General features: G+C 53.7%; 21 protein-coding genes, 4 tRNA genes and 1 pseudogene. 23 read left to right on the top strand and 3 right to left on the bottom strand.

Going from position 1 to position 23,829, the window contains the following annotated elements:
• Nucleotides 1–92 precede the first annotated feature (92 nt).
• From OZX62_RS02270 to OZX62_RS02335, 14 genes are all read left to right on the top strand, one after another.
• Entirely contained in the window at nucleotides 93–2,096 is a 2,004-nt protein-coding gene (locus OZX62_RS02270) for an Ig-like domain-containing protein (RefSeq protein ID WP_277176433.1), read from the top strand.
• A gap of 223 nt (nucleotides 2,097–2,319) precedes the next feature.
• Nucleotides 2,320–2,910, top strand: a complete 591-nt coding sequence (locus tag OZX62_RS02275) for a GNAT family protein (protein WP_277176999.1) — start codon at nucleotides 2,320–2,322, stop codon at nucleotides 2,908–2,910.
• Nucleotides 2,911–2,981: 71 nt separating this feature from the next.
• The gene (locus OZX62_RS02280; RefSeq protein WP_277176434.1) at nucleotides 2,982–4,556 is read left to right on the top strand and encodes a hypothetical protein; all 1,575 of its coding nucleotides are present in this window, start codon (nucleotides 2,982–2,984) and stop codon (nucleotides 4,554–4,556) included.
• A 334-nt stretch (nucleotides 4,557–4,890) separates the two neighbouring features.
• The gene (gene groES / locus OZX62_RS02285; RefSeq protein WP_277176436.1) at nucleotides 4,891–5,184 is read left to right on the top strand and encodes a co-chaperone GroES; all 294 of its coding nucleotides are present in this window, start codon (nucleotides 4,891–4,893) and stop codon (nucleotides 5,182–5,184) included.
• Between the two features lie 222 nt (nucleotides 5,185–5,406).
• On the top strand, nucleotides 5,407–6,489 hold the full coding sequence (locus OZX62_RS02290) for a histidinol-phosphate transaminase (RefSeq protein WP_277176437.1): 1,083 nt from the start codon (nucleotides 5,407–5,409) through the stop codon (nucleotides 6,487–6,489).
• Between the two features lie 210 nt (nucleotides 6,490–6,699).
• Nucleotides 6,700–6,781, top strand: a tRNA-Tyr gene (locus OZX62_RS02295).
• 1 nt (nucleotide 6,782) lies between these two features.
• Nucleotides 6,783–6,854 (top strand) — tRNA-Thr (locus tag OZX62_RS02300).
• 4 nt (nucleotides 6,855–6,858) lie between these two features.
• Nucleotides 6,859–6,932 (top strand) — tRNA-Met (locus OZX62_RS02305).
• Nucleotides 6,933–6,981: 49 nt separating this feature from the next.
• Nucleotides 6,982–7,152 carry a 50S ribosomal protein L33 gene (gene rpmG, locus OZX62_RS02310; protein ID WP_277143788.1) on the top strand — a complete coding sequence of 57 codons (171 nt, stop codon included), beginning with the start codon at nucleotides 6,982–6,984 and terminating at the stop codon, nucleotides 7,150–7,152.
• Nucleotides 7,153–7,251: 99 nt separating this feature from the next.
• Nucleotides 7,252–8,514, top strand: a complete 1,263-nt coding sequence (locus tag OZX62_RS02315) for a UDP-N-acetylmuramate dehydrogenase (protein ID WP_277176439.1) — start codon at nucleotides 7,252–7,254, stop codon at nucleotides 8,512–8,514.
• Nucleotides 8,515–8,605: 91 nt separating this feature from the next.
• A complete protein-coding gene (locus tag OZX62_RS02320; RefSeq protein WP_277176441.1) occupies nucleotides 8,606–10,165 on the top strand; it encodes an amino acid permease in 1,560 nt (519 codons plus the stop codon).
• An 81-nt stretch (nucleotides 10,166–10,246) separates the two neighbouring features.
• The gene (gene fdxA / locus OZX62_RS02325) at nucleotides 10,247–10,570 is read left to right on the top strand and encodes a ferredoxin (RefSeq protein WP_277156935.1); all 324 of its coding nucleotides are present in this window, start codon (nucleotides 10,247–10,249) and stop codon (nucleotides 10,568–10,570) included.
• Nucleotides 10,571–10,874: 304 nt separating this feature from the next.
• The gene (gene dapC, locus OZX62_RS02330; RefSeq protein WP_277176442.1) at nucleotides 10,875–12,011 is read left to right on the top strand and encodes a succinyldiaminopimelate transaminase; all 1,137 of its coding nucleotides are present in this window, start codon (nucleotides 10,875–10,877) and stop codon (nucleotides 12,009–12,011) included.
• Between the two features lie 308 nt (nucleotides 12,012–12,319).
• Nucleotides 12,320–13,252 (top strand): type II CAAX endopeptidase family protein, encoded by a 933-nt coding sequence (locus tag OZX62_RS02335; RefSeq protein WP_277176443.1) that lies wholly within the window; start codon nucleotides 12,320–12,322, stop codon nucleotides 13,250–13,252.
• A gap of 597 nt (nucleotides 13,253–13,849) precedes the next feature.
• On the opposite strand, the pseudogene dinB reads toward OZX62_RS02335, so the two are convergent.
• Nucleotides 13,850–15,016: pseudogene (dinB, locus tag OZX62_RS02340) on the bottom strand (DNA polymerase IV); the annotation flags it as partial.
• Nucleotides 15,017–15,513: 497 nt separating this feature from the next.
• Between dinB and OZX62_RS02345 the strand changes: the two are divergent.
• The 3 genes from OZX62_RS02345 (at nucleotide 15,514) to OZX62_RS02355 (ending at nucleotide 17,555) form a co-directional block, all read left to right on the top strand.
• Complete coding sequence (locus OZX62_RS02345; RefSeq protein ID WP_277177000.1) at nucleotides 15,514–16,407, top strand: EamA family transporter; 894 nt, start codon at nucleotides 15,514–15,516, stop codon at nucleotides 16,405–16,407.
• Between the two features lie 227 nt (nucleotides 16,408–16,634).
• Nucleotides 16,635–16,721, top strand: a tRNA-Ser gene (locus tag OZX62_RS02350).
• 297 nt (nucleotides 16,722–17,018) lie between these two features.
• Nucleotides 17,019–17,555, top strand: a complete 537-nt coding sequence (locus OZX62_RS02355; RefSeq protein WP_277176444.1) for a DUF2165 domain-containing protein — start codon at nucleotides 17,019–17,021, stop codon at nucleotides 17,553–17,555.
• A gap of 103 nt (nucleotides 17,556–17,658) precedes the next feature.
• Here OZX62_RS02355 and OZX62_RS02360 read toward each other — a convergent pair whose 3' ends face one another.
• Nucleotides 17,659–18,327, bottom strand: coding sequence for a DUF1643 domain-containing protein (locus OZX62_RS02360; RefSeq protein ID WP_277176445.1), 669 nt, complete (start codon nucleotides 18,325–18,327; stop codon nucleotides 17,659–17,661).
• Between the two features lie 167 nt (nucleotides 18,328–18,494).
• Here OZX62_RS02360 and OZX62_RS02365 point away from each other — a divergent pair, with 167 nt between their 5' ends.
• Together OZX62_RS02365 and OZX62_RS02370 are read left to right on the top strand one after the other, a co-directional pair.
• Complete coding sequence (locus OZX62_RS02365; RefSeq protein ID WP_277176446.1) at nucleotides 18,495–18,932, top strand: hypothetical protein; 438 nt, start codon at nucleotides 18,495–18,497, stop codon at nucleotides 18,930–18,932.
• Between the two features lie 74 nt (nucleotides 18,933–19,006).
• Complete coding sequence (locus OZX62_RS02370) at nucleotides 19,007–19,702, top strand: DUF1828 domain-containing protein (RefSeq protein ID WP_277176447.1); 696 nt, start codon at nucleotides 19,007–19,009, stop codon at nucleotides 19,700–19,702.
• 91 nt (nucleotides 19,703–19,793) lie between these two features.
• On the opposite strand, the gene OZX62_RS02375 is transcribed toward OZX62_RS02370, so the two are convergent.
• Nucleotides 19,794–20,432, bottom strand: a complete 639-nt coding sequence (locus OZX62_RS02375) for a GNAT family N-acetyltransferase (RefSeq protein WP_277176449.1) — start codon at nucleotides 20,430–20,432, stop codon at nucleotides 19,794–19,796.
• Nucleotides 20,433–20,910: 478 nt separating this feature from the next.
• Between OZX62_RS02375 and OZX62_RS02380 the strand changes: the two genes are divergently transcribed.
• From OZX62_RS02380 to rpsI, 4 genes are all read left to right on the top strand, one after another.
• Nucleotides 20,911–21,513 carry a YigZ family protein gene (locus OZX62_RS02380; RefSeq protein ID WP_277177001.1) on the top strand — a complete coding sequence of 201 codons (603 nt, stop codon included), beginning with the start codon at nucleotides 20,911–20,913 and terminating at the stop codon, nucleotides 21,511–21,513.
• 245 nt (nucleotides 21,514–21,758) lie between these two features.
• Nucleotides 21,759–22,460, top strand: a complete 702-nt coding sequence (locus tag OZX62_RS02385; protein WP_277177002.1) for an AbrB family transcriptional regulator — start codon at nucleotides 21,759–21,761, stop codon at nucleotides 22,458–22,460.
• A 394-nt stretch (nucleotides 22,461–22,854) separates the two neighbouring features.
• Nucleotides 22,855–23,304, top strand: coding sequence for a 50S ribosomal protein L13 (gene rplM, locus OZX62_RS02390; protein WP_277143808.1), 450 nt, complete (start codon nucleotides 22,855–22,857; stop codon nucleotides 23,302–23,304).
• A gap of 21 nt (nucleotides 23,305–23,325) precedes the next feature.
• Entirely contained in the window at nucleotides 23,326–23,817 is a 492-nt protein-coding gene (gene rpsI / locus OZX62_RS02395; RefSeq protein ID WP_277148890.1) for a 30S ribosomal protein S9, read from the top strand.
• Nucleotides 23,818–23,829 lie beyond the last annotated feature (12 nt).

A 23,829-nucleotide genomic window follows, 5' to 3' on the forward strand; every position in this document is an offset into this window, starting at 1 on the left:
GCAATATACAGTTATTGTTGCAATGTCTAAGCAGTAATGCAAAATTTAACTGTTGTATTTCGGTTTCAAAGATGTGCTGAAAAGAGAAAATAATGATAAAGAAGAGACGTGTATTGGCTGCTGTGGTGGCTGCACTAGCAGGTTTTGGGATGGTAGCTCCATCCGTGGCGATGGCAGATCCGCCAAGCTGTGTGGTAGATACGAGCACAATCGCCCAGTGCTTCCCTGACCATAATCTTGCTCTTGCAGTAGCGAGCGGGTTGTATAGCGGTTACACCGATCCCAATGCAAATGTCAATGCTACATTCACATCGAATCGTGCGAATGGAACTGTTTTGAATTTGGACAGCCGATATCCGGTGGGCAGCCTTGAAGGTGTCCAATACCTTACCAAACTTGAAAACCTTCAAATCCAAGATAGCTCTGTCATTGACCTTGCACCGATTAGAAGCTTAAGTCGCCTCAAGTTCCTTTCACTTCGGAGCATAAAGCCGAGAACATTGGATATTGCTCCAGTGAGTGGATTATCCAACTTGGAGTCGCTGGATATAAATACTTACACAATAAACAACTTCGATGCCCTTGCCGGTGTCGGTAAATTCCCAAAGCTGAAAGATTTGAATTTGAGCGCTGACAATTTAACCAATCTTAATGGTCTGAAGGATATGCATAGTCTACGAGCTCTATGGCTGGATGGCAATCATTTAGACGAAAAGGGGAGTCTGGGCGCACTCGCTGGAGTTGGCAGATTCCCGGATTTGAATACACTGTCGCTGCAGAATACGCCGATAAGCGATCCTTCTGCGTTTAAGGATCTTACCAATCTGCAAGATTTGCTTATTACATATCCTTATTCACCTATAACCAATATGGATTGGGCAAAGAATCTTACTAACCTGAAAAGATTGTGGGTTGTCTCGACCTCTCTTGCCAATATTGATGGTCTTGCTGGAGTTGGTAGGTTCCCGAATCTTGAAGAACTGCGACTGCATGATGGAACGATGACGAATGTAAACGCTCTTAAGAATCTTACCAGTCTGAAGACATTGGAGGTTTCCAATGCGAAACTCACCGATGTGCAGGGGTTGAAGAATCTGACTGGTTTGACTTCGTTGGATCTTAACGGTAATCAAATTCTCGATGTGGATGCGCTGAGTGGTTTGCCAGCTGTAACCGAGATGAATCTTACTGGCAACGCAATCACGGATGTCAGCAAACTCAGAAGTCCGAAGTGGTCGTCAATAGGATATGGTTCCGCTGGGCAAAAAAACAAGGGGCTGACATATCAGCAGATTGCTTTGTCTTCGGTAGATGTGAAGTCGAGCGTGCAGGTGCGTACGGCGGTTGACGAGAACGGTAACTATATCCAGCCTTCATACTTGTCGCCTGCAAACGGCAGCTATGATTCGCAGACCGGTCTGACGACATGGAGTGGTCTTTCCGCCCCTGGCAAGGTGTCTATCGGTTTCGATAAAGACGTCAAGGTCGGCGATCCGTCTGTCAATAATGGTCTGGTCCAGTTCTCGGGTCAGATTGATCAGCCATATACACTTAATGGAAAGGATAATAGCGAATCTGTTTCTTCTGGGGCGGGAACCTCTGGCAATGCAACAATCAAGCTTCCGACTCCGGCTTCGGTCGCGCCGAAGTTCACCCAGTTGACCCCTGCCAACAAGGGCTCGCTGTCGGTGCCTTCAACGGTCAATGCGGGTTCCACGTATCGCTTCTACACGATGAATGTGACTCCGGCTGCCAAGGCGAAGGTGGATGCTGGTCAGCCTTACACGATCTACGCGTTCATTTATTCCGATCCGGTGGCGTTGACCTCGGATGGGCATAACACCGCGTTGCAATTGAAGAAGGATGCGCGAGGCTACTATGTCGATGCCCGTATACCGGACGGCTATTTCGGTCCACACACCATCGCACTGGTTGATCCCGACGGTTCGATTATTGGTTGGTCGAAAGTGACTGTCTCGGCCAAGGGCGGGGCCACGTTGGCAACTACCGGTTCATCGGTATCAGCCATTGCTGTGGCTGGATTGCTCCTTCTAATGGCAGGCGCAGGTTTCTTGCTTGCTCGGCGAAGGGTATAAGCCAGCCAGTTAAATAATTTTGAATCCGTCTATCGAGTTTGAGCATTGTTGTAATGTTTGGAACCGATGGGCGGTTTCTTTTTTGAGTAGGTATTGTCAAGCTTTTTAATCCTAAGAAGAGGGGCTGCACCAGCCAGTAGCTCAAGAGCGAGCGTACTATAAAGCTGTGTCTGTCTTTCGATCGCTGCGTAACGCACTTGCGCCCAACCCCAACGCCATCACCATGCCGAGTGAGCTGTTGCCTCCTGAGGGTGCTATACAGATTCGTCTGCGCCCGATGACGGCTGAGGACGAAGCGGGATGGAGTGAAACCAGACAACGCAATGCAGCGTGGCTTGCGCCGTGGGATTCCAACGATCCGATGCATGGTCCTGGTCTGACGTTCAACACTTGGTTGCAGCGGCAGCGAAATGATGAAGCTTCGGGTGCCGGGGCGCTTTTCGTCATCGAATATCAGATGGCGATTATCGGTCAGATTTCCGTAGGTGCGATCTGCTATGGATCGATGCGAAGCGGCAATATCGGTTACTGGATTGACCAACAGCATGCCGGTCACGGCATCGCTCCGTTGGCTGTAGCGATGCTAGCGGATTGGGCAATGTTCAGTCCCACTGGCCCTCGGCTGCATCGTCTGGAGATTTCGATGTTGCCGGAAAACCAGCGTTCCCGTAGGGTAGCGGAGAAACTACAGGCGCATCACGAAGGCGCGCGCCTCAAGAGCATGTACATCCATAACCAGTGGTGTGATCACGATGTGTATAGTTTGCTCGCTGAGGACGCACCGCATGGTTTTACGCAGCGTCTGCTCGTATGACACGCCCCGAATTACATGGGTGTAAAAAGTCACTAACTCTCTCTATTCTTGGGATTATGGATTATGCGTGGGTGAGCGGTGTTGTTGTACTGGTCATTCTCGTGATTCTGATACTTGGCTGGCTGCCGCGGCGTACTGCGGATAGCATGAAAAGGGTGGTCGAACATCGCGAAGACAAGTACTCGCCGTCGTTGCATCTGGTCGATGCCGACAGCGGTACCCGTTTCAGCGACGGGCGGCAGCCTTTGTCGAAAGGGATTGTCATGCAATCGGAACGAAAGAATATTGCCGCGAGTCTATCGAAGGCACCGGTTGCACGACCTACGAAAGCCATGAAAGAACGCGCAAGAGTCGCGCATATTCGTCAGCTTCGTCGTGAGGCAGCACGTAGGCGTGCCATTATTTCCGCAGCATTGCTGGTTATCACCGTTGTGGTATTTGCGATTTCGTTCCCGTTGAAATTCAGCGCGCTGTTTGCTTTGATTCCTGCCGCATTGCTCGCCGTTGTCGTCGCGTTGGGCGTGCGTACGGCCAACCATGCCAGGGCGTGGGAGCATAACCTTAAAGTGAAGCGTGCCGCGAATGCCAAAGCTCATCAAGTTCAGCGTAACGGTTCGGCTGCGTCCAATGCCCAAGTCGCTGCGAAGTATTCCGTAGAGCCAGTTTCCAGCGATGAGCAGCCTACCGGTCTGATGGCCGAGCGGGAAATCAAGAAGGCCGTGGAGCAGTCTCGGGCCGAAAAAGAACGTATCGAAAGCCGTCGTGCCACCCAGCCACAGGCCGAATCTGATCAGAAGATTGCTGAGGCCCAGTCCGTCAAGAAGTCTCGGAATACTGTGGCTGCTGGCAAACAAGCTGCTGACGTGACGAAAACTGAGACCAAGTCTGGCAACGTCGTTGCAAAGCGCAATGTGGCTCAGAAGCAAGCGTCGTCGGTTTCTGCGCGTCAATCAAATAAAGCCACCGATTCGGCTAAGAAGAAAGCTGCTAAATCTTCAATTGACCGTCGTAAGAATGCCACCGCTAACGCTTCCAGCAAGACGAATGCAGCCGTGAAGAAGCAGCGGATTGAGCCGAATGACGCCACCAACGAGCTGAAGCAGGTTCATCCGGCACAGGCTTTGGACGTGGTCGACTTGGCTCCGAACCAGGATCTCATTTCGTTCTCGCTGGGTGCGCCGCGCAATGGTGTGGAAGTCAAAAACGAAGAGCCGAAGAGCCTCGAAATCAAGTCTACCCGTCAGGTCGCCAAGGCCAAGGTGCCTGCAAAAGGCGCGGAAACCACCTCATCGTCGGCATCGAAACATACGAAGAAAACCGCCGACCAATCCGCTGAGAATGGGCACGAGGATTTCAATTCGTTGGTTTTCCATGCCGCTGAAACGCAGACCGAATCCGATCAGGCGGAAGGTTCCGCAGGCGTCCTGATTTCCAAGAAGAACCGCAAGCGGGCCCGCGCCATGGCCAGACGTGCACGTGCCGCCGCCCAGCGTAATGGTAAGGCGAAAGGCGAGAAGCCGACCTATACCAGCGACCCCGAGAAATTCCATGCTTCGGAAGTCGCGGCAGATACTGAAGCTCCGGCAGTGTCGTCGGATTCTCTGGGAACCGGGTTGGAAAAGATTCTGGAACGCAGAAACGTCTGAGAACGTATCTGAATCCTACTGGATTTGTTAAGTTTGTGGTTTGTCAAGACGAGCCATATTTATGTTCGTCAGTTCCTGTAAGTACGCATCTTCCATATTTCATGATCAATAGTGAATTTGTTTTACCGATATTCGCCTGAATTTCGACATTATTCGCCCCAATTGTGAAGGTTTCACTCAGAGCGTTAGCACTCGGGTTGGCAGAGTGCTAATTTTCGCGCTATGATAGACACGTAAGCGCAAAGGGACGGTGCCGAAAGTGATCGTCAGCCTCTGAAAGCGGTGTCCTCGCGCGAGGAAATGCAACTCTCACTTAAGAAAGAGGAGGTCCACAGTGTCGATCTCACTTACACCGTTGGAAGACAAGATTATTGTCAAGCAAGCCGAAGCGGAGACCCAGACCGCGTCTGGTCTCTACATTCCGGACAACGCCAAGGAGAAGCCGCAGCAGGGTGAAGTCCTGGCCGTCGGCCCGGGTCGTCGCGACGACAACGGCAACCGCATCCCGATGGATGTCAAGGTCGGGGACAAGGTGCTCTATTCCAAGTACGGCGGCACCGAAGTTCACTACAACGGCGAGGACTACCTCATCGTCGGTGCCCGCGACGTGCTCGCGATCATGAACTGATTGACGTAATCGCCAAGTTTTTTTTAGTTGCGTTCCAGCCATCCAAATGGTTGGAACGCATTCTTATTTCGTGGCATCTTCCCGTCGTACCGGTCTTAGGCCACAGGCCCGTTTTGATTCGTATTGATATTGATTGTGCAGGTTCGTTCGCCCGATCCCGTTTCGTCTTAAAAATAGCCCGTAAAATGTGCAATATCTCTCGTTTCGGCCTACAATGCGATTATGACTTTCAAACATCGTGCCATAGTTGATACCATTCCTGCCTACAAGCAAGGCAAGCCGGCCCCCGCAGTCGCGGGCCAGCGTTCCTACAAGATCTCCAGCAACGAGAATCCGAACCCGCCGCTGCCCAGTGTGCAGAAGGCCATCGAAGACCACGCGCTCGACCGCATCAACCGTTACCCGGATATGGGCGGTTGGCAGGTCATCGAACGCCTCGCCAAGGATTACGAAGTCGGCCAGGACGAAATCGTCCTCGGCTGCGGCTCCACCGAGGTCATCACCCAGCTCACCAACCTGCTCGCAGGCCCCGGCGACGAGGTGATTTACCCGTGGCGCAGCTTCGAAGCCTATCCAATCATCGTCTCCGGCGCGGGTGCCACCAGCGTCCAGATTCCCAATCGTCCCGACGGCGGCCACGACATCGACGCGATGATCGCCGCGATCAACGACAAGACCCGCATGATCATCGTCAACAACCCGAACAACCCGACCTCTTCGTCGGTAAGCGACAAGGATGCCCGGCGCCTGATGGAAGCCGTTCCGAGCGACGTAATCGTGCTCTTCGACGAGGCCTACATCCACTTCAACACTGCTCCGGACACCAGCGTGGGTATGAAGCTCTACCGCGAATATCCGAACATCGTGGTGGCTCACACCTTCTCCAAGGCTTACGGCCTGGCCGGTCTGCGCATCGGCTATGGCATCGCTCAGCCTGACGTGATCACTGGCATGCGCAAGATGTCGCTGCCGTTCGGCGTCACCCAATCCGCACAGATTGCCGCCATCGCCTCGCTTGATGCCAAGGACGAGCTGATGGAGCGTGTGCAGGGGCTGATCGGCGAACGCGGCCGCGTGGTCAAGGCGCTGCGCGCTCAGGGCTGGGATTTCCCGGAGCCGTATGCGAACTTCTTCTGGCTTCCGCTTGGCAGCAAGACCGGCGAGGCCGCTGCGCGCTTCACGGCCGCCGGCCTTTCCACCCGCGTCTTCGATGGCGAGGGCATCCGTATCTCTATCGGCGAGACCGAAGCCAACGACAAGGTCATCGAAGTCTGCCAAGGCCTGAAGGATGATGGCATCGCCTGATCGCATCGTCTGAAAGTAAAGCGACAGAAGCCTAAAAATCATCCCGATATAAAATTCGTGTCAAAATGCCGTCATTCCAACATTTTGTTGGTTTGGCGGCATTGTTTTCCGACACACTTGGCGTGTCGTGGACTTGCATCCGTCTGCGGTCCGTGCCATTATAGTCAAGTTGCCTGCTTCGAGGCTTTCAAAGTCACGAAGTGAGTAATTGGCGGATTTCCCAAGCGGTCAAAGGGAGCTGACTGTAAATCAGCCGCTGATAGCTTCAGTGGTTCGAATCCACTATCCGCCACGCCTCGATAGCTCAGTGGTAGAGCACTTCCTTGGTAAGGAAGAGGTCGTGAGTCCGATTCTCACCCGAGGCTCTCTGGCGGGATAGCTCAGCTGGCTAGAGCGTACGACTCATAATCGTAAGGTCAAGAGTTCGAGTCTCTTTCCCGCTACAAACTACCGACAGAAGTTGGCAAGAAACAACACGCAGAAGGTGAACCAATGGCAAGCAAAAGCGCCGCAGTCCGTCCGGGCATCACGCTGGCATGCACGGTGTGCAAGGAGCGTAACTATATTACGACCAAGAACCGTCGCAATACCCCGGATCGTCTCGAACTCAAGAAGTTCTGCCCTCGTTGCGGCAAGGAAACTGTGCATCGCGAGACTCGTTGAGTTTCAGCATTGATGGAGCCTGACTTCGGTCGGGCTTTTTTCATATTCGGAGAGCAGATACGAAAGCAAAGATACGACGGAAAGATGGGTTACGGCGACATGACAGGGCAAGTGGATTCGCAAAAGCAACCAGCTCCAACTTTGGCACAACTCACCACCATCGGTGTAGGTGGGGCTGTCGATCGATTTGTCGAGCCGCAAAGCGAAGAGGAATTCGTCGACGCTGTACGTGACGCCGATGCCGCGGGTCTGCCGCTGTTGGTCATTGGAGGCGGGTCTAATCTGCTCGTCGCCGATGAGCCGTTCCATGGCGTCGTTGTGCGCGATGCCCGCCGAGGTATTTCGGTGTTGGACGATGATGCCCATGCCGATGTGAACGCCGGCAGTGTTGCCATCGTGGCGCAGGCTGGCGTGAACTGGGACGATTTCGTGGCCTTCTGCGTCGATTCTGGTTTTTCGGGGATTGAAGGACTCTCCGGGGTTCCCGGTTCTGTCGGGGCTTCGGTGGTGCAGAACATCGGTGCCTACGGACAGGAAGTCGCTTCCTGCGTCTCCTCGGTCCGTGTTTTCGACCGGGAAAACCAGCGTATACGCCAGCTTGACCGTGACGATATGTATTTTGGATACCGTAGTTCGGCTTTGAAATCCAGTATGTATACCGCTCCGGCAACTCCGGCCGGCAGCTATTTCCCGACACCGCGCTACGTCGTGCTTGCCGTGACGTTTGAACTGCAACGCAATCGAACTGACGAAGTTGCTTTCGACCAGCTCGCCAAGGCTCTTGATATCGAGGTGGGGGAGCGGATGCCGAATGCCGACATTCGGCAGGCCGTGCTCAAGGTGCGCGCCGCCAAGGGCATGTTGGAAGACCCGAACCGATACTTGCTGCCTGTGATGCGTGGTTGCAAGAATTTTCATACCTTTGCCGATGCATTCTCGGCAAACGATCTGGCAAGTCGAGATAGCTTAACCAATGTGAGTGGCAAAGCGGGATTCCCTCTGAACTTCGACCGCCATAGCTGTGGCAGTTTCTTCATGAACCCGATACTGACCAAACAACAGGCGGCCAAGCTGCCCCCTGAAGCTCCACAGTTCAAAGCGTCGCTGCCAAATGGCGAACCCGGTGTCAAAACCTCGGCCGCATGGCTGATCGACCATGCAGGTTTCCACAAGGGCTACAAGGTGCGTCCCGATGCCAAGGCCGGTCTCTCGACGCTCCACACACTTGCGCTGACCAATCGTGGCGGTGCCCACGCCGGCGATGTCGAGGAACTTGCCAAGACCATCCAAACCGGTGTCGAAGAAAAGTTCGGCATCCGCTTGGTCCCCGAGCCGGTGGTTGTGGGCATGGATCTGCGCTGAAACCGGTAACGTTGTCGTCATGTCATCTCCATATGCTTTCGGTAGGTCCATTCACTTAGGGTTGAGAAACGGACGAAGGGGATAGAAGGTCATGAATCTTTTCAGAACGAAATCGGTGGAGCAAGCGCTGGCCGAAACGGCTACCGGCGACCGCAAGCTGGTACGCAACCTCGGCGCTTGGGATTTGGCCGTCATGGGTGTGGCCGTTGCCGTCGGTGCCGGCATCTTCTCCATCGGCGCGCAGGCCGCCGCCTTCCACGCCGGTCCTGCGGCCATCCTGAGCTTCCTTATCGCCGGCATCATCTGCGGGGCCGCGGTGATGTGCTACGCGGAGTTCGCCTCGATGATTCCCGCCGCCGGTTCCGCCTACACATTCACTTACACGACAGTAGGAGAGCTGGTGGCCTGGATCATCGGCTGGGACCTGATTCTCGAGATGCTGATGGCCGGTTCCGTGGTCTCCAAATATTGGAGCGTCTACCTCAACGATTTCCTGCGCCTGATGGGCTTCAATTCCAGCACGGAAATTCATTTCGGCAAATTCACGTTCGATTGGGCCCCTCTGATTGTCATCACGTTCTTCACGGTGCTTCTGGTGCTGGGTACCAGAATCGGCGCTCGTGTCGACGGTGCTTTCACCATTCTGAAAATCGGTATTGTCGTCTTCGTGGTCGTCGTCGGTTTCTTCTATATCAAAACATCGAACTATACGCCGTTCATTCCGCCGTCCGAGCCTGCCAGCAAAGTGCTTGGGCCGGATTCCGGCGGCGTTATGACACAGCCGCTTATGCAATGGGTCACGGGCCAGCAGCCGACCGTTTACGGCGTTTCCGGCATTATCTCCGGCGCCGCTCTGGTCTTCTTCTCGTTCCTGGGCTTCGACGTGGTGGCCACCGCCAGCGAGGAGACCAAGAACCCCAAGCGCAACGTGCCTCTGGGTATCGGCCTCGGCATGGTGCTGGTCATCGTCATGTACATGCTCGTTGCCATCGTCACCACCGGCATGGTTTCTTATAAGGACCTTGCGAAGGCCAAGGATCCGTCGTTGGCTACCGGTTTCGAGCTTGTGGGGGCCACCTGGGCCGCCAAGATCATCTCCTTCGCCATTGTCATCGGTCTGACCACCGTGGTCATGGTGTTGCTGCTCGGCCTGACCCGCGTGGTCTTCGCCATGAGCCGCGACGGCCTGTTGCCGCGTGGTCTCTCGAAAGTCGGCAAGCGCGGCACGCCCGCCAAGCTGCAGATCGCCGTGGGCATCCTCTTTGCGATTGTGTCATCGAGTTTCAACGTCTCCATCCTGGCCGACATGGTCAATATCGGTACGCTTTCGGCCTTCACGCTGGTCGCGATTTCCATCCCGATCATGCGTAAGAAACGCCCCGACCTGCCGCGTTCCTTCAAGATTCCCGGCAGCCCGTGGGTTCCGATTCTGATCGCTGTGGCCAACCTGTGGCTGATGCTGAATCTGACGGTTCTGACGTGGATTCGTTTCGTGGTCTGGTTGCTGATCGGCTTCTGCATCTATTTCGGTTATTCCTATCGTCACTCTTTGCTCGGTACCGGGCAGCTTGACAAGGATGTGGAAGAGGCCGAGGAAAATCTGGATTTGGCCGGTCTGACGGAGGAAAATACCGAGGCCCGGAGAGCTTAGGTTCGCGTTGCCGGCGACGCCTGTCCGTCGTTGCTTAAACGTAGGCTGATACTACTTGAAGCTTGTAAGGAGGCCTCTTCAATGGCTTATGTGATTGCTCAGCCCTGCATCGACGTCAAAGATAAGGCGTGTGTGGACGAATGCCCGGTCGACTGCATTTACGAGGGCGACCGTACGCTCTACATCAATCCCAATGAGTGTGTGGACTGCGGCGCCTGCGAGCCTGTGTGTCCCACCGAGGCGATTTTCTACGAGGACGACGTGCCTGAGGAATGGGCTTGGTACAAGGATGCAGCGGTCACGTATTTCAACGATCTCGGTGATTTGGGCGGCGCTCAGGCCGCCGGTCCGTCCGGCAAGGACGAGGCCCGTATCGCTGCGCTTCCCCCGCAGAATCAGGACTGATTTTCCGGCTTACGTTTAAGACGTTTCGACCCGCGTGTTTTCACTTTCCAATGTGAAATTCGCGGGCTTTGCCTTTGTAAGCATAGTCTGATTTTACCTATCGTTTCTCTGCCATTTCAGCGTTTCAAAGGTATCTTTGAATATTGCGGAGACGATTGAGGCGTACCTCGGACTTTTGGCCAAGGTAAGGTCTGTCCGAAGGCAATTTCGCTGGTTGCGTGATATATGGAGATACCTTTTGGCGCTGTCGCCGGTATCATCGCTAGTATATGTTCTACCGAAATGACGCGAAAGGCGACGTGAGATGGGTTTTTACAGGTTTGATTCTCCCTACGATTGGAATCGTGTCGCACCGTACAGGGAAACCGCCAAAAACGCACCAGGTGGCATGATTGACCTTTCCGTCGGCTCACCGGTTGACTCGGTACCGGCCAGCGTCCAGCAGGCGCTCGCCGATTCCTCCGATGCCCCGAATGCCCATGGCTATCCCACCGTTGCTGGAACCGAGACTCTACGCAAATCTGTGCGTGAGTGGTTCCAGACCAATCGCGGTGTCGATTTCGAAGCGATTGACGCTGACTTCGTGCCCACCGTCGGCTCCAAGGAGGCCGTGGCGCTGATGGCGTCGCTGCTGCATTTCGGCCCAGGTGATGTCATTGTGCAGCCCGAAGTATCCTATCCCACTTACGATATCGGCACCCAACTGGCCGGTGCCAAGACCTACAAAGCTGCCGATATCGCCGACGTCGATTCGTGGCGTTCCGTTCCCGGCGTCAAGGCCATCTGGGTCAATTCCCCGAGCAACCCGACCGGCGAAGTGCTTTCGGCCTCGCAGCTTCACCGCATCGTTGCCGCGGCCCGCGAAATCGGCGCCGTGGTTCTTTCCGACGAATGCTATGGACTGCTCACGTGGGCTGATGGCAATGATGTCGAGCCAAGTCCTGCTCCCTGCATGCTGCAGCCCGATGTTTGCGACGGCAGTGCCGAGGGCATTCTCGTGCTTTACTCACTGAGCAAGCAGTCCAACATGGCCGGTTACCGTACCGCGCTCATCGCCGGTGATCCCACGCTCGTTCGCCCGATGACGGTTTATCGTAAGCAGATTGGCGAAATCATTCCCGGCCCGGTTCAGGCTGCAATGGCCGCAGCGTTGCATGATTTCGGCTCGGTCCGTGCCCAGCGTGCCCGTTATGCCCAGCGTTTGCAACAGCTGGTCGAGGGCCTGCGTGCCTACGGCTACGACGCACGCATGCCGCAAGGTGCACTCTACGTCTGGGTCCGCGCGAAAAGCGGCAATTGCTGGCAGGATATGGCCGATTTGGCTCGTCTCGGCATCATTGCCAGTCCCGGCGAATTCTACGGCGCCCCTACTCATCTGCGTTTCTCCGCCACAGCTCCCGACGCTTCCATCGCTGAGGTTGTCGCTCGCCTGCACGGCTAAATCCGTTATTTCAACGATGCGACCAAAAGCGTGGAATTCAAGCTTCTTGGTCGCGTTTTTGATTTTGCTGTGACAAAAGCACGTTTTAGCCGCGGTTTTTGTACTTTTGGTCGGTCGCATCTTCAATTGCGTCCGTAGTGGAAAGTCCAGTTGTGATAAGAAATCTCGTCTGAGAGCTATCGATATCGGATAATTTTGGTAAGTATGCTGGGTTATCCTATATAACTATGCATGTCGATCAGAGAGTAAGAACCAGCGATCTGCTTACACAAGATCATCCTGAGCGTTTACTGGGTCGGGATAAAACGATGTCCCATCCCAAAAGGCTGAACCCTTTGCTTCGCGGCCTCGTTTTCCTGGGTGTGTTCATCTTCGTCGTATTTGACGTGTCGCTCATACTGGCTGCGGTGAGTTTGGTAATGACCGGCAATTTGAAGATGTTCTATACGAGTGATTTGAGTTCTCCCAGCGCGCTTCTTGACATGATCATCGAAGTCGCGGCGGCGATTGCCGGATATCTGGTCGTCGTCTACGGCATGGAACAGCGCTCGCATCCATTTGAGTTTCGTCTGGCCAGGTGCAAGGGGCTGATTCTCGGCGGCGTCATAGGCTTCGGTGCCATTGCCATATGCGTTGGAATCCTTGCTCTGACAGGAAACTATCGGGTCTTGGGCTTTAATTCCAATTACTATCACACTTGGCGGGATATCATCACCATAGGCATCTGTGCCGGCGTTGCCGAAGAGATTATGATGCGTGGCATGCTGCTTCGCTTGGTCGAGGAGTGGCTCGGTTCATGGGGCGCGCTGGTGGTTTCGGCGCTGGTGTTCGGGCTCATGCATTTGGGCAATGAGGACGGCTCGCTCTGGGGAGGACTGGCCATCGCCATCGAAGACGGTATTCTTGCCGCGGCGCTTTATTTCGTGACCCGTTCCCTCTGGGTGTGCATCGGCGAGCACATTATGTGGAACATCGCCGAAGGGCCGATTTTCGGCTCCATCGTTTCCGGCAATGGCAGACAGGATTCGTGGCTGAATGTTAAATGGTCTGGATCCGACATCATGACCGGAGGCAGTTTTGGTCTCGAAGCCAGCATCGTTCCGGTGATTCTTCTGGGTGCTGCTGGCCTTGCGTTGATGGTCTATGCTCAGTGCAAAGGTCTGTTGGTCCGGCCGTCGTGGGTGCGCAAACGTATGGTAATCGCTGAAGATACTAGGAAATCAATTTTTCCCGAATCCTGATTTTTATCGTATGTCCCATCGAAGAAGTGAACAGGCTCAAAATCCTTGAGTGGATTCGCTGATTTGTCGTCGTAAGTTCGATTTGGAATAGACCCTAAGGTACGGCAGTATGTCATTGAACTTGTTTGGACGTGGCATGCGGAGCTATATGATCTACTGTTCCGGCTTGCTGTTGTTGGCGATTTGCTTGGCTTTCCAGTCGCCGTGCTCCAGGCCGAGGGTGGCCGCGCCCGATCCGTAGCGCTCGCGGACTGCGTCGAGCACTGTTTCGGCGCTGCGGATGCGCTCTTTGTTGTTTCGGCCATTTCCGTAAGCGTTATTGTTGCGGTTGGCATGGGTTGGGTTGGCGTGGTTTCTGCCGCTGTTGCCTTGGCCTTCGTTGTTGCTTGCGATGCCGTCATTGCGTGTGTTGCCTGCGCTGTTGCTGTTTGCGATGGTGCCGTTGCTCTTGCCGCTGTGTGACTCACTATTGCTGTTAAAAATGCTGTTGCCAGCGTTGTCTTCGTCCTTGCCCTCTCTGTTTTCGCCGTTACCGTTCATGCCGATACCATCTTTATTTCCAGCGTCTGCCCCGACACCCTCGTCAGAGCCTGCGTCATCGCCCAGCAAATCATCAATCGTCAGCTGCACAGGCGTGGAGCCCTTGGCGCTCAGCGAGCTGGCGCTGACACCCGCGAGCCGAATCTCGCGCGGCAGGGGAGTGTCGTCGCTGGCATCGGCCGGCATCTTGAGCATGGCTTTCAAGAGCGCCACGGACTCGGGGTACATCGCAGCGGCTGTGTCGATGGGCCGCTCGAGCGTGTGCGCCTTGGTGGAATAGCTCAGGTCGGCGAACCGCAGCTTCACCGTCACCGTGCGCGCCTCCAAACCCTTCTGCCGCAAGGCGTGCGTCACTTCGTTGCTGCAATGGTGCAGCAGTTCCCGCACTTCCTCGAAACTCCGAGTGTCCTGCTCAAAGGTGATTTCCGCACCGATGGATTTCTCCGGCGCATGCGTGACGATGGGTCGTTCGTCTTCTCCGCGTGCCGCGAGATACAGGTTGTGCGCAGTGATTTTTGACCGTGTCGCCTGCAGCAATGCTGTTTCGTCCATTTTGGCCAAGTCCGCGACAGTCTTGACCCCCCACTCGTTAAGCCGTTTCTCGAGCGACGGTCCGATGCCGGGAATCCCGCGCAATGGCATCATCTGCACGAACTCAGCGTGCCGTGCCTTCGGAATGAGCAGCATCCCGTCCGGCTTCGCGTTGGTTGAGGCCACTTTCGCCACGAGTTTGTTCGCCGCAATGCCCACTGAGCAGGTAATTCCGAATCGTTGCGCGACTTGTGCGCGAATCCATGCCCCAATGACGCTCGGCGACTTCCATCGCAGCAGCGCGCTCGAAACATCCATATAGCCTTCGTCGACGGAGACCTGCTCGGTCTGGTCGGTGACTTGCCGGAACACTTCGTCGAAAATTCGTTTCGACATCATTCTGTAATAAGTCATGTCGACCCGTACGTATGCGCCGCCTGGGCAAAGCTGCCTCGCCCGCACCATAGGCATTGCCGAGTTGACACCGTATTTGCGTGCCTCGTAATTGGCCGCCGACACCACGCTTCGCGGCCCCGGCCAGCCAATAATGACGGGTCGTCCGCTCAACTCCGGATGCCGTGCGATTTCCAGCGAGGCGTAGAAGGCGTCCATGTCGATATGCAGCACCGTGCAACCGGTCTCGTCGTGACCCCAGTCGCGTTTCGCGGCGGCGTTCCTTGGTGCTGTGCTCATGCTCCCATTGTAAGTGTGCGCCGAGTCCATTGTCGTGCCATTCATGCCCGTTGTGAAACCTGCGATGAGCTGAAACTGCGGAAAATTACGTTTGCTTATTTCCTCGCCACAGCAAGCAAAAGCGACGTCTATGCAGGTTTAAGATTTTTGAGGTTTATCGGTAATTATTAATGGTTGAAAGCCCGTTAGCGCTACAAAAATCTCTATAAGTGGCGGGTGCGCGCGAGTGTCGGAATTTTCCGGACCTGTTGAGAATATCGAATTGACAATAAGTCCGTTCGCCTGCTTACGTCGTCATCCTCGATTGTGTCACGTCGTAAAATCACCCTTTCGCTATTGGGCAGTTCGGTGTAATTTAGGTGATTATGCCGTCTTCTTCCTCTTCGTCTTCGCCTGCGCCACAAACCCAGCCTGAAAAGCCGCGTTCTGCACGAATCGAACCGCCAGGTTCACGCTTGGATGCCGTGTTCAATCGCATTCCGGTGGTTCTTATCATCATGGGCGAAGGCTTGATGATTTACTTGGCCACGTCTGTTGCCAAGCTTGCGTTCACCCAGCTCGACCCGCTGCTTGCAGCCTGGTATCGCATCGGTTTCGGAGCCATGCTCATGATGATCTGGCGTCGACCGCTCTCGCAAGCGAAGCGTGCGGGCCTGCCGCGCACCTCGCGCGATTGGTGGATCGTCGCGCTCGCAGGCATCTCCGTGATGCTGATGAACACGCTGTTTTACCTGGGCATGAGCAACATGGACATCGGCATCGCGGTTTCGATAGAATTCATCGGCCCGCTCGGTGTCGCCGTCCTGACCGGCCACAGCTGGCGCGAACGCGTCGGCATCCTACTTGCAGCGGGCGGCGTGGTGTTGTTGGCTGGCGTATCGTTCGCGAACCCTGCCAAATACCCGCACTTCATGATTGGTCTCATTGCCATTCTTATCGACGGCGTGATGTGGGGCTGCTATATCGTCTTCGGCCGCATGGTCGCCAAGCGTTCCAACCCGCTTGATTCACTGGCATTGAGCATGTTTATCGGTTGGTTGGTGCAGTCCGTTTTCCTTGCCGTTCCGGCGATTAAAGGGGTCATCAGCCCCAAGCCGAGCGCGACGTGGGCGCGCGGCGAATTCGGCTCGTTGAAGTTGCTTGGCGTGATGCTGGTCGTTTCGGTTTTCGCCTCGTTCCTGCCCTATATCATCGACCAGGTCATCATGCGCCGTATCTCTTCCGCGCGCTACTCGGTTATCCAGGCGATCAATCCGGTGATGGCCTTGCTGGTCGGCTTGATTATCGGTGAAATCCCGACACCGGGGGATTTGGCGGGGGTGGCTCTGGTCATTGTCGCTGTAGTGATTACGTTCTCGGGCCAGCACGCCCCTGATCCGGAAACGATGTAAAAGCTCGGATATCGTGTGCATCGCCGGCCGTTTCTAGCGAAGTTTCCGGAATCAGTAATGTTTTTGGAGGCGGTAATGACGCATGTTTCATTGGTTGTGTCTTATCGTCGGTAAGAACAGGAAGCCGAGTAAAAGAAATGGGGACACGAGCGAAATTCGGAGTGGCGTGCGTCCCCTGATGCTGATATAGTATTGAAATGTTGCGCTCGCGTATGCGTCCGCAGCTCGGAGCTGTGCCTGAGTGGCCGATAGGGGCACCCTGCTAAGGTGTTAACTGCGCAAGCGGTTCGAGAGTTCGAATCTCTCCGGCTCCGCGAATAGGGCTTTCAAGGATTTCCTTGGAAGCCCTTTACTGTACGGTTGCGGCCTGTCTTTTATAGCAACCTATAGATTTGTCGTATAGCGGCAAAGCCGATATGTATCGAATCTCACTAAAAATTCTCATAATCCAATAATAAATTGGGTAAAATTATCACTGTTCCGTTTGGGAAACGTTGCAAAATAGAAGCTTCTTTCCAGAACAGTACAGAGTTGCCCTGCTATTGGTTTCTTTGATATGCGGTTGTGACGATGGTGTTTATGAAAGAGTTTCGCGAGAGTAGGAGAGAAGTATGTTTGAGGCAAAATTACAGCGATGGATCAAGATTTTCGTGGTCTTCATGTTCGCTTCATTCGCGTTATTCGTGGCTGCAGGCAACTACATGGACTGGGGCTCGAACTATGCGTTCATCCATCACGTCATGATGATGGATGACCTGCCGGCCGCCAATGCCGTGACGTGGCGTGCGATCAAGGCCGTTCCGATCCACGTCATCGGTTACTGCTTCCTGATCTTCTGCGAGACCTGCACCTGCCTGACCGGTTATTACGGCACCTACAAGATGATCCGCGCGGTCAACAAGGATGAGGAAACGTTCGCGAAGTCCAAGACCTTCGGCTATGTCATGTTCATCATCGCCATCTGCATCTGGTACGGCGGCTTCTCCATCATCGGTTCCGAATGGTTCGACATGTGGCAGTCCAAGCACTGGAACGCTCAGATGACCGCGTACAACATCGTCGAGCACGCCGTGCTCTTCATGATCATCCTCTGGCTCCCCACGACCAAGAAGATCGGAGAGACGGCCGAAAGGATCAGCAAGGACTGATTTTCCAAAAGAGACCTGAAGAGTAACAGCCGGCAACATGGTTTGGGAATGTTCTCAAGCCATATTGCCGGCTTGTTGTTTGTAGGTGACTTATGCCTCCCGTTTATTTGGCAAAAGCTTTAAATTGTTGAAGTGGCAATTCTGTGTTTCCAGTTGCAAGTGGACTCCATGAGGGTGCAGTGTACTTGTCGTTTTCATTTTCGCCGTTAAGACATAATATCCAGTTTGTAGCGCTTTTAAGAACGGGCGTAATCTCATCGATTGCAATTTTAATATATTTTGAGGCACTACTTTGTGCGCCCCACCCACAAATGATTATTGCGTTCGGGTTATTGTTCAAGGTGTCTTTAATAACTTTCTTATGATTTATGCCTTCATTCATTTTTTGAGTTAGATTATTTGATTTAGAGGTTATTTGAGTAAACAAATTTACCATAATGAGATGATTACAGTTCATAATTTCAGTTCTAAGAGGGTTGTCCTCATCAAGATGGCTTGAATCCCCATTGATGAGCTGTATTAACGACTCAATGGTTGGGTCGGTAATTTTCTTTGATCCTCCGTCACTTGGATTGAGTCCTATGAAAATCAATGTATTTGTGCCTTGATCGTTATCTTCTTGATTTGAGATCATGAGGCTTTCTGCTGATTCTTTGCGATTAATCCGAATATCGTATTGATTGCGATATGCATGAATTTCGCTTTTATCGTCTTTGATTTCAACAACTTCGGATTTTAAATGAAAAGTGTTGATGTATGTTGTCTCTACCATTATTTCTCCTTTGATAGCCTTCATTGGCAATATGTATTCCGTTTTTATACTAGTGTTTTGTAAAGCTGTGATGCAATAAAAGCAATGTGAAGAAAAAAATAGGTTATTTTATGTCATACTATATTTATTGGATATATAGAGCTTAAATCACTAGGCAAGGACGCAAAATGGTTGAATTGGATGAGGTCACGGCACGTCGCTTACTTGAAGAGCTTAAAGATGCGTTAGTTGATGAGTTCACCATGCCTGCTGGCGGAGAACAACACAAGGGGTTTGATGTCGAATCGCAAAACGGTGCGGATAAGTTCCATATTGACTTGTATCGTGGCAAAATAGACTTTGATAAGCATTCGATAAGTGCAAGAATACAGGGAGGAGGTATCGTTCTCATGCGACTTTGCGTGAACCCCAGTCAGCCGCATAGTAATCCTGACGGTACTATCATCCTTGGTAATCATCTTCATATTTATCGAAGTGGGTATGCGGAGAATTTTGCCGAGTCTGTTGACATTGAGTCATCGAATTTTGTAAATGATACCTTGCTTTTGCTTCAACGCTTCAATGTAGTGAAAAAGCCGCTTTTACAAGACGCGATGATGCCATGAAAACCGACTTTCGAATAGATACACTCGTAAAGAGTTATGCGGATTGGCTACATGAACATTCTTCATTGCGGAAAGTGGATTCGTGGCAGGAGGTCACGGTTCCTTTTCTTGACCATACCGGTGACCATTTCCAGTTCTATGCGCGTTTCAAAGACGGAGCCTTGCATTTTGATGACGACGGCTATACTCTTAATGGTCTTCAAACTTCCGGTTTCAATTTCAAAGGAAAACGAGCGGAACGTTTAACGCAAACGGCAAGACAGTTCGGAGCAACCTGTGAAAACGGCTCCATCATCATGAAGGCGCGTCCAGAGAAGTCCGGGGACGCGATGAATCGGTACGTTCAGGCTTTAATTCACATCGATTCGCTTGTTGAAGTGGTTTCGCGCAAAACCACCTCATATTTCGTTGACGATGTTGCCGAGGCGCTGACGCAACAAGGTATTTTCTATACGCAAGATATCAATATTCAGGGGAAATCGCTCTACTCGCATAACTTTAATTTCCTGTTTCAGAAAAGCAGAACGCTTCCTACAACATTCGCACAGGCTCCGAGTCAGCTTGATGAACGGACGATGGCCACCACTACTTTTGCGTGGATTGATGTTAGCGAAACACATGAACGCAGAGGAGCTGTTCTGATCGTCTTTACAGATGATCGTGAGAAGGCAATAAACCAGACGGCGGTTACCGGCTTTGCTAAGTATGGAATCAAGGTACTCGGCTTTTCTCAAATAGCTAGCAACGCCCGGCAGCTTATTCCTGCCTGACGTACATCCTTGAATGAGAATTATCAATGATGGCTACTGGGATTAGTACGGTTTACTAGCTTGAGTGTTGAGATTATCAATGAGTTGTTTCCTAGTTATCGGCTTTATCCGTGTTGTCTCCGCCGCGTTCCCATTCCTCTTTTGTAATCACCCGCAGGATGGCGTCGTAGGTGCGATCGATAAGCGGGAAGTAGTCGCCGTCTTTGCGGCACACCGTCTGCATGCCACAGTGCTCCATCACCTTGCCGGAAGCGGGATTTTCGACGTAGTGCCCGCCCCACACGGCGTTGCACCCAAGGTCCACGAACGCGTGCCGGATCATCATCTGCAGCGCTTCGGTCATTAAACCTTGTCCCCAGAATGGCCGCCCGATCCAGTAGCCGAGCACCCGGTCGCCCTCGTAGTGGGCGAGAGCTCGTTCCATCTCGCTTTCGTCGATGCCGTCGAACAAGTCATGTGAATTAACAGCTTCTTGCACGAATTCGCCGGCGTGGTCGCCCGGCTCGGTTTTCTTGAGCTCGATGGCCCCGATCGGGCTGCCGTCGCCGTCCTCGCTGCGCAACATAATGGCGTAGTTCTCGTCGCCGGTAAAGACGTTATCGAGCGTATTCATGCTTTCCTCGACGCTGTGGTGTGGCATCCAACCGCAGCGAATCCCGATTTCGGGGTCGGAGGCATAACGAAACAGCGATTCCGCTTCGGCACGGTCACCGTGTTTCCAAGGCCTCAAAATAAGTCGTTCAGTAGAGATTTGCATAACATTACTGTAATGGTCGAGTCAGACGGCCGGAGGACTTACCGCAGGTGACAATCCGTTTGAACGACATGAGCTGCAAAATGCCGAGAAACGTTGTGAAAAGCCGCGAATCGAAGGGTTTGAAAGCCAGTATGGGGAGCTGAGGAACATCCTTGTCCCCTGCTCCTTAATCGGTCAGTCTAGCAGACAAAATACGCAGGTCGGGTCAAAATCCATTTTTTGATATCGTGAATAAGAATTTTCACAATTGACTTTTATCATCAAAACGTAATAAGTAACGTAAATGCAGGGAATTTGGGTTTTCGCAGCCTGGAAGTGTGTTAATCGGGACATTTTGACAGTATGCCCGTAGCCAAAAGTAAAGTGGAGGCATCAGAATATTTCATCCCATCAATCGGAAGGCAGCTCAGTGGGCAGCGAGCGTGACGATATCATCGACGGATTTTCCACGATTAGAAATGCTGCCGACGCGCCCGCGCATGATTCGTTTATCGAGAAGAAATCCGAATTTATAGGTGACGCTTGCCATATCGAGACCTTGGACGAGGCGCTCGCGTTCGTACAAGTCATCCGAGACCAGAACCCGAAGGCGCGTCACGTCGCTTTCGCAGCGATTCTCGGCGCTGCGGAGGGCTCAGCCAAAGAGCGGATGAGCGACGACGGAGAGCCGAGTGGTACGGCTGGCAAGCCGATTCTTGACGTGATTCGCATGGGCAAGCTCACTGATTGCGTCATCACCGTCACCCGCTATTTCGGCGGCATTCTTCTGGGTTCGGGTGGCCTGATTCGTGCCTATTCCACGGCAGCATCCATGGCGGTGAAGGCAGCGGATGTGAAGCGAATCGTGCCGATGCGTCATTATCGAATCGTGCTGGAATACCCGTGGCTTGGCCGTTTCGAGCAGCTGCTCGCACAAGCCGGTGGTAACGAAGAGGACAAAGAATTCACCGACCGTGTTTCGATGCGCCTTTCCGTCCCGTCGGTCAACGCTTCGGATTTCGAAGTGCGCATCCGTGAAGCGTTCAACGCTAGGGCGCGGTTATCGCGTCTCTAGCTCTGTTCCCTTTAATACTGTGAATTTGGTTTTCGAGTGCACAACGATTCTCCGGCTCGCGTTAAGCTGGAACCATGAGCGAAATGGATCAGAGCGAAGCGGACCAGAATCAAGGCGCGATGCCCGTAGGTGGGGCAGAAGGGAATAATGCTGAGACAGGTGCTCCTGCCTCAGCGCCCGAAAGCGCGGCGAATAATAGTGCCGATACGCCGAATGATTCCGATGCTCAGAATGATTCCGATACTCTGAATACCTCCGATACCGCTGCAACTTCGGATAGTGATTCTGGTGATACGGCTGCTGGTCCTGCTTCTGAAAATGCGAAGACCACTGATTCCGACAGCGATGTCGGCGACGATGATTTCGAGCCGTTGACCGACACCTATGAGGAATTGCGCCACACGCAAGATTCCGCCGAGCTGAGTGCTGCCGCGCGTGAGCCCTTGCCCCCGAGAGCCGAGCAGGCCGCTTTTTCGCGTGCCACGGCACTGCTTGAGGCGGTGGCCGGCAATCAAAACACCCCCCTGGAAGACCGTATTTTCTTGGCTTCGACGATGCCTTTCCCGAATATTCTGGTCAAGCTTTCCGAAGATGAGAACGATGATGTCCGCGAGGCCGTCGCCGCAAACGCGGATGACAAGAACTGGCTGGTCGGCAGGCTTACCAAAGACAGGTCGGGCAAGGTGCGTGAAGCCGCGCTGCGCAATCCGCAGACCTCGTGGAAGATGCGTCTCGAAGGTGCGCAGAACCCCGAGACCTCGGCCGACACCCTCGATTTCCTCGCCAAGCTGGGCATCGAATCCGAGCCCAAGGCTCCTACGATTCTTGCAGCGATGGTCCGCCGGGCCGCCGCGCTCAATCCGAATTGTGCGCAGGCCACTTTGCAACGGCTTGCGCAAGACGAGTCCACCGATGTCAGTCACGCTGCACAAGGCAGACTTGGCTGAAGATCGCGCTACTGACAAGACAGTCTTGCGAGTAATAAGACAGTTCTGCTGGTTTCGTACGTTTTGAGTCGATAACATGTACGTTTTCTAGAGGGATTGTCTTGCTCTTTCGCGCAATCAAAACTGGAGAGTCTCCGAAACGTAGACGGGCCTGCGCAGAGCAGCCGTCAGCCTGGAAATTCATTATGCCGACATCACCGTTTCGCCGCGTTGCGATTAGTCAGGGGTTTAGGTACAATGGTGAGTTGTTGTGTTTCCCTAGAGGGGTCCTTCAAAGCGCTTTCCCACTCGCACTAGGACTTTCAGGGAGCCCACGGATAAAGCGGTCGGAAAGGCATCATCGTAAGGTTTTGCCGATTTGGCCGGGAACACAATATAAAGAAAAGGTACACTCGTGAAAACTTTCACACCGAAGCCAGCTGATCTGACTCACGACTGGTACATCATTGACGCCACCGACGTGGTGCTGGGCAAGCTTGCAACCAGGGCAGCGCTTTTGCTGCGCGGCAAGAACAAGCCAACCTTCGCGCCGAACGCCGATCTGGGCGATCACGTGATCATCATCAACGCCGAAAAGATTGCGTTGACTGGCAAGAAGATGGACAAGGTGCTCTACGCGCACTCCGGTCGTCCCGGCGGCCTTCGCGCCGACAGCTACGCCGATCTGCTCAAGCGCAACCCTGAGCGCATCGTCCGCGAAGCGGTCAAGGGCATGATGCCGAAGAACCGCCTGTCCAAGGTCGAACTCGATCGTCTCCACGTCTTCGCTGGTCCCGATCACCCGCATACCCCGCAGAAGCCCCAGCCGGTTGAGATCGCTGCGGTTTCGCAGCAGGCCAAGTGAACCGAGAGGAGATAACGAATCATGGCTGAAAATACCAATAACTCCGCGGTTCAAGAGACCGAAGAGGAACTTACTTCATTTACCACTGAAACCAACGCCGGTGCTGGCACCGGTGCTTCCACGATCGCCCCGGGCTACGGTACGGGCCGCCGCAAGGAAGCCATCGCCCGCGTGCGTTTGGTTCCCGGTTCCGGCAAGTGGACCATCAACGGCCGCACCCTGGAGGAGTTCTTCCCCTCCCGTCTGCAGCAGCGTGAGGTCAACTCTCCGATCGTTCTGTTGAAGCTTGAGAACAAGTTCGATGTCATCGTCCTCGTTGAGGGCGGCGGCACCACCGGTCAGGCCGGCGCCATCCGCCTCGGCGTGGCCCGTGCACTGAACGCCATTGACCGCGACGCCAACCGTGCCGCGCTCAAGAAGGCCGGCTTCCTCACCCGCGACGCCCGCGTCGTGGAGCGTAAGAAGGCAGGTCTGCACAAGGCACGTCGTGCGCCTCAGTTCTCGAAGCGTTGATTTTCGCTTTCA

Origin of the sequence: Bifidobacterium sp. ESL0690, from assembly GCF_029392315.1 — a bacterium.
Classification (GTDB): Bacteria; Actinomycetota; Actinomycetes; order Actinomycetales; family Bifidobacteriaceae; genus Bifidobacterium.

Coding starts and splice junctions, on each gene's coding strand:
- OZX62_RS02270 (WP_277176433.1), top strand. CDS start 93: ATGATAAAGAAGAGACGTGTATTGGCTGCTGTGGTGGCTGCACTAGCA.
- OZX62_RS02275 (WP_277176999.1), top strand. CDS start 2,320: ATGCCGAGTGAGCTGTTGCCTCCTGAGGGTGCTATACAGATTCGTCTG.
- OZX62_RS02290 (WP_277176437.1), top strand. CDS start 5,407: ATGACTTTCAAACATCGTGCCATAGTTGATACCATTCCTGCCTACAAG.
- rpmG (WP_277143788.1), top strand. CDS start 6,982: ATGGCAAGCAAAAGCGCCGCAGTCCGTCCGGGCATCACGCTGGCATGC.
- OZX62_RS02315 (WP_277176439.1), top strand. CDS start 7,252: ATGACAGGGCAAGTGGATTCGCAAAAGCAACCAGCTCCAACTTTGGCA.
- OZX62_RS02320 (WP_277176441.1), top strand. CDS start 8,606: ATGAATCTTTTCAGAACGAAATCGGTGGAGCAAGCGCTGGCCGAAACG.
- fdxA (WP_277156935.1), top strand. CDS start 10,247: ATGGCTTATGTGATTGCTCAGCCCTGCATCGACGTCAAAGATAAGGCG.
- dapC (WP_277176442.1), top strand. CDS start 10,875: ATGGGTTTTTACAGGTTTGATTCTCCCTACGATTGGAATCGTGTCGCA.
- OZX62_RS02335 (WP_277176443.1), top strand. CDS start 12,320: ATGTCCCATCCCAAAAGGCTGAACCCTTTGCTTCGCGGCCTCGTTTTC.
- OZX62_RS02345 (WP_277177000.1), top strand. CDS start 15,514: ATGGGCGAAGGCTTGATGATTTACTTGGCCACGTCTGTTGCCAAGCTT.
- OZX62_RS02355 (WP_277176444.1), top strand. CDS start 17,019: ATGTTTGAGGCAAAATTACAGCGATGGATCAAGATTTTCGTGGTCTTC.
- OZX62_RS02360 (WP_277176445.1), bottom strand. CDS start 18,327: ATGGTAGAGACAACATACATCAACACTTTTCATTTAAAATCCGAAGTT.
- OZX62_RS02365 (WP_277176446.1), top strand. CDS start 18,495: ATGGTTGAATTGGATGAGGTCACGGCACGTCGCTTACTTGAAGAGCTT.
- rpsI (WP_277148890.1), top strand. CDS start 23,326: ATGGCTGAAAATACCAATAACTCCGCGGTTCAAGAGACCGAAGAGGAA.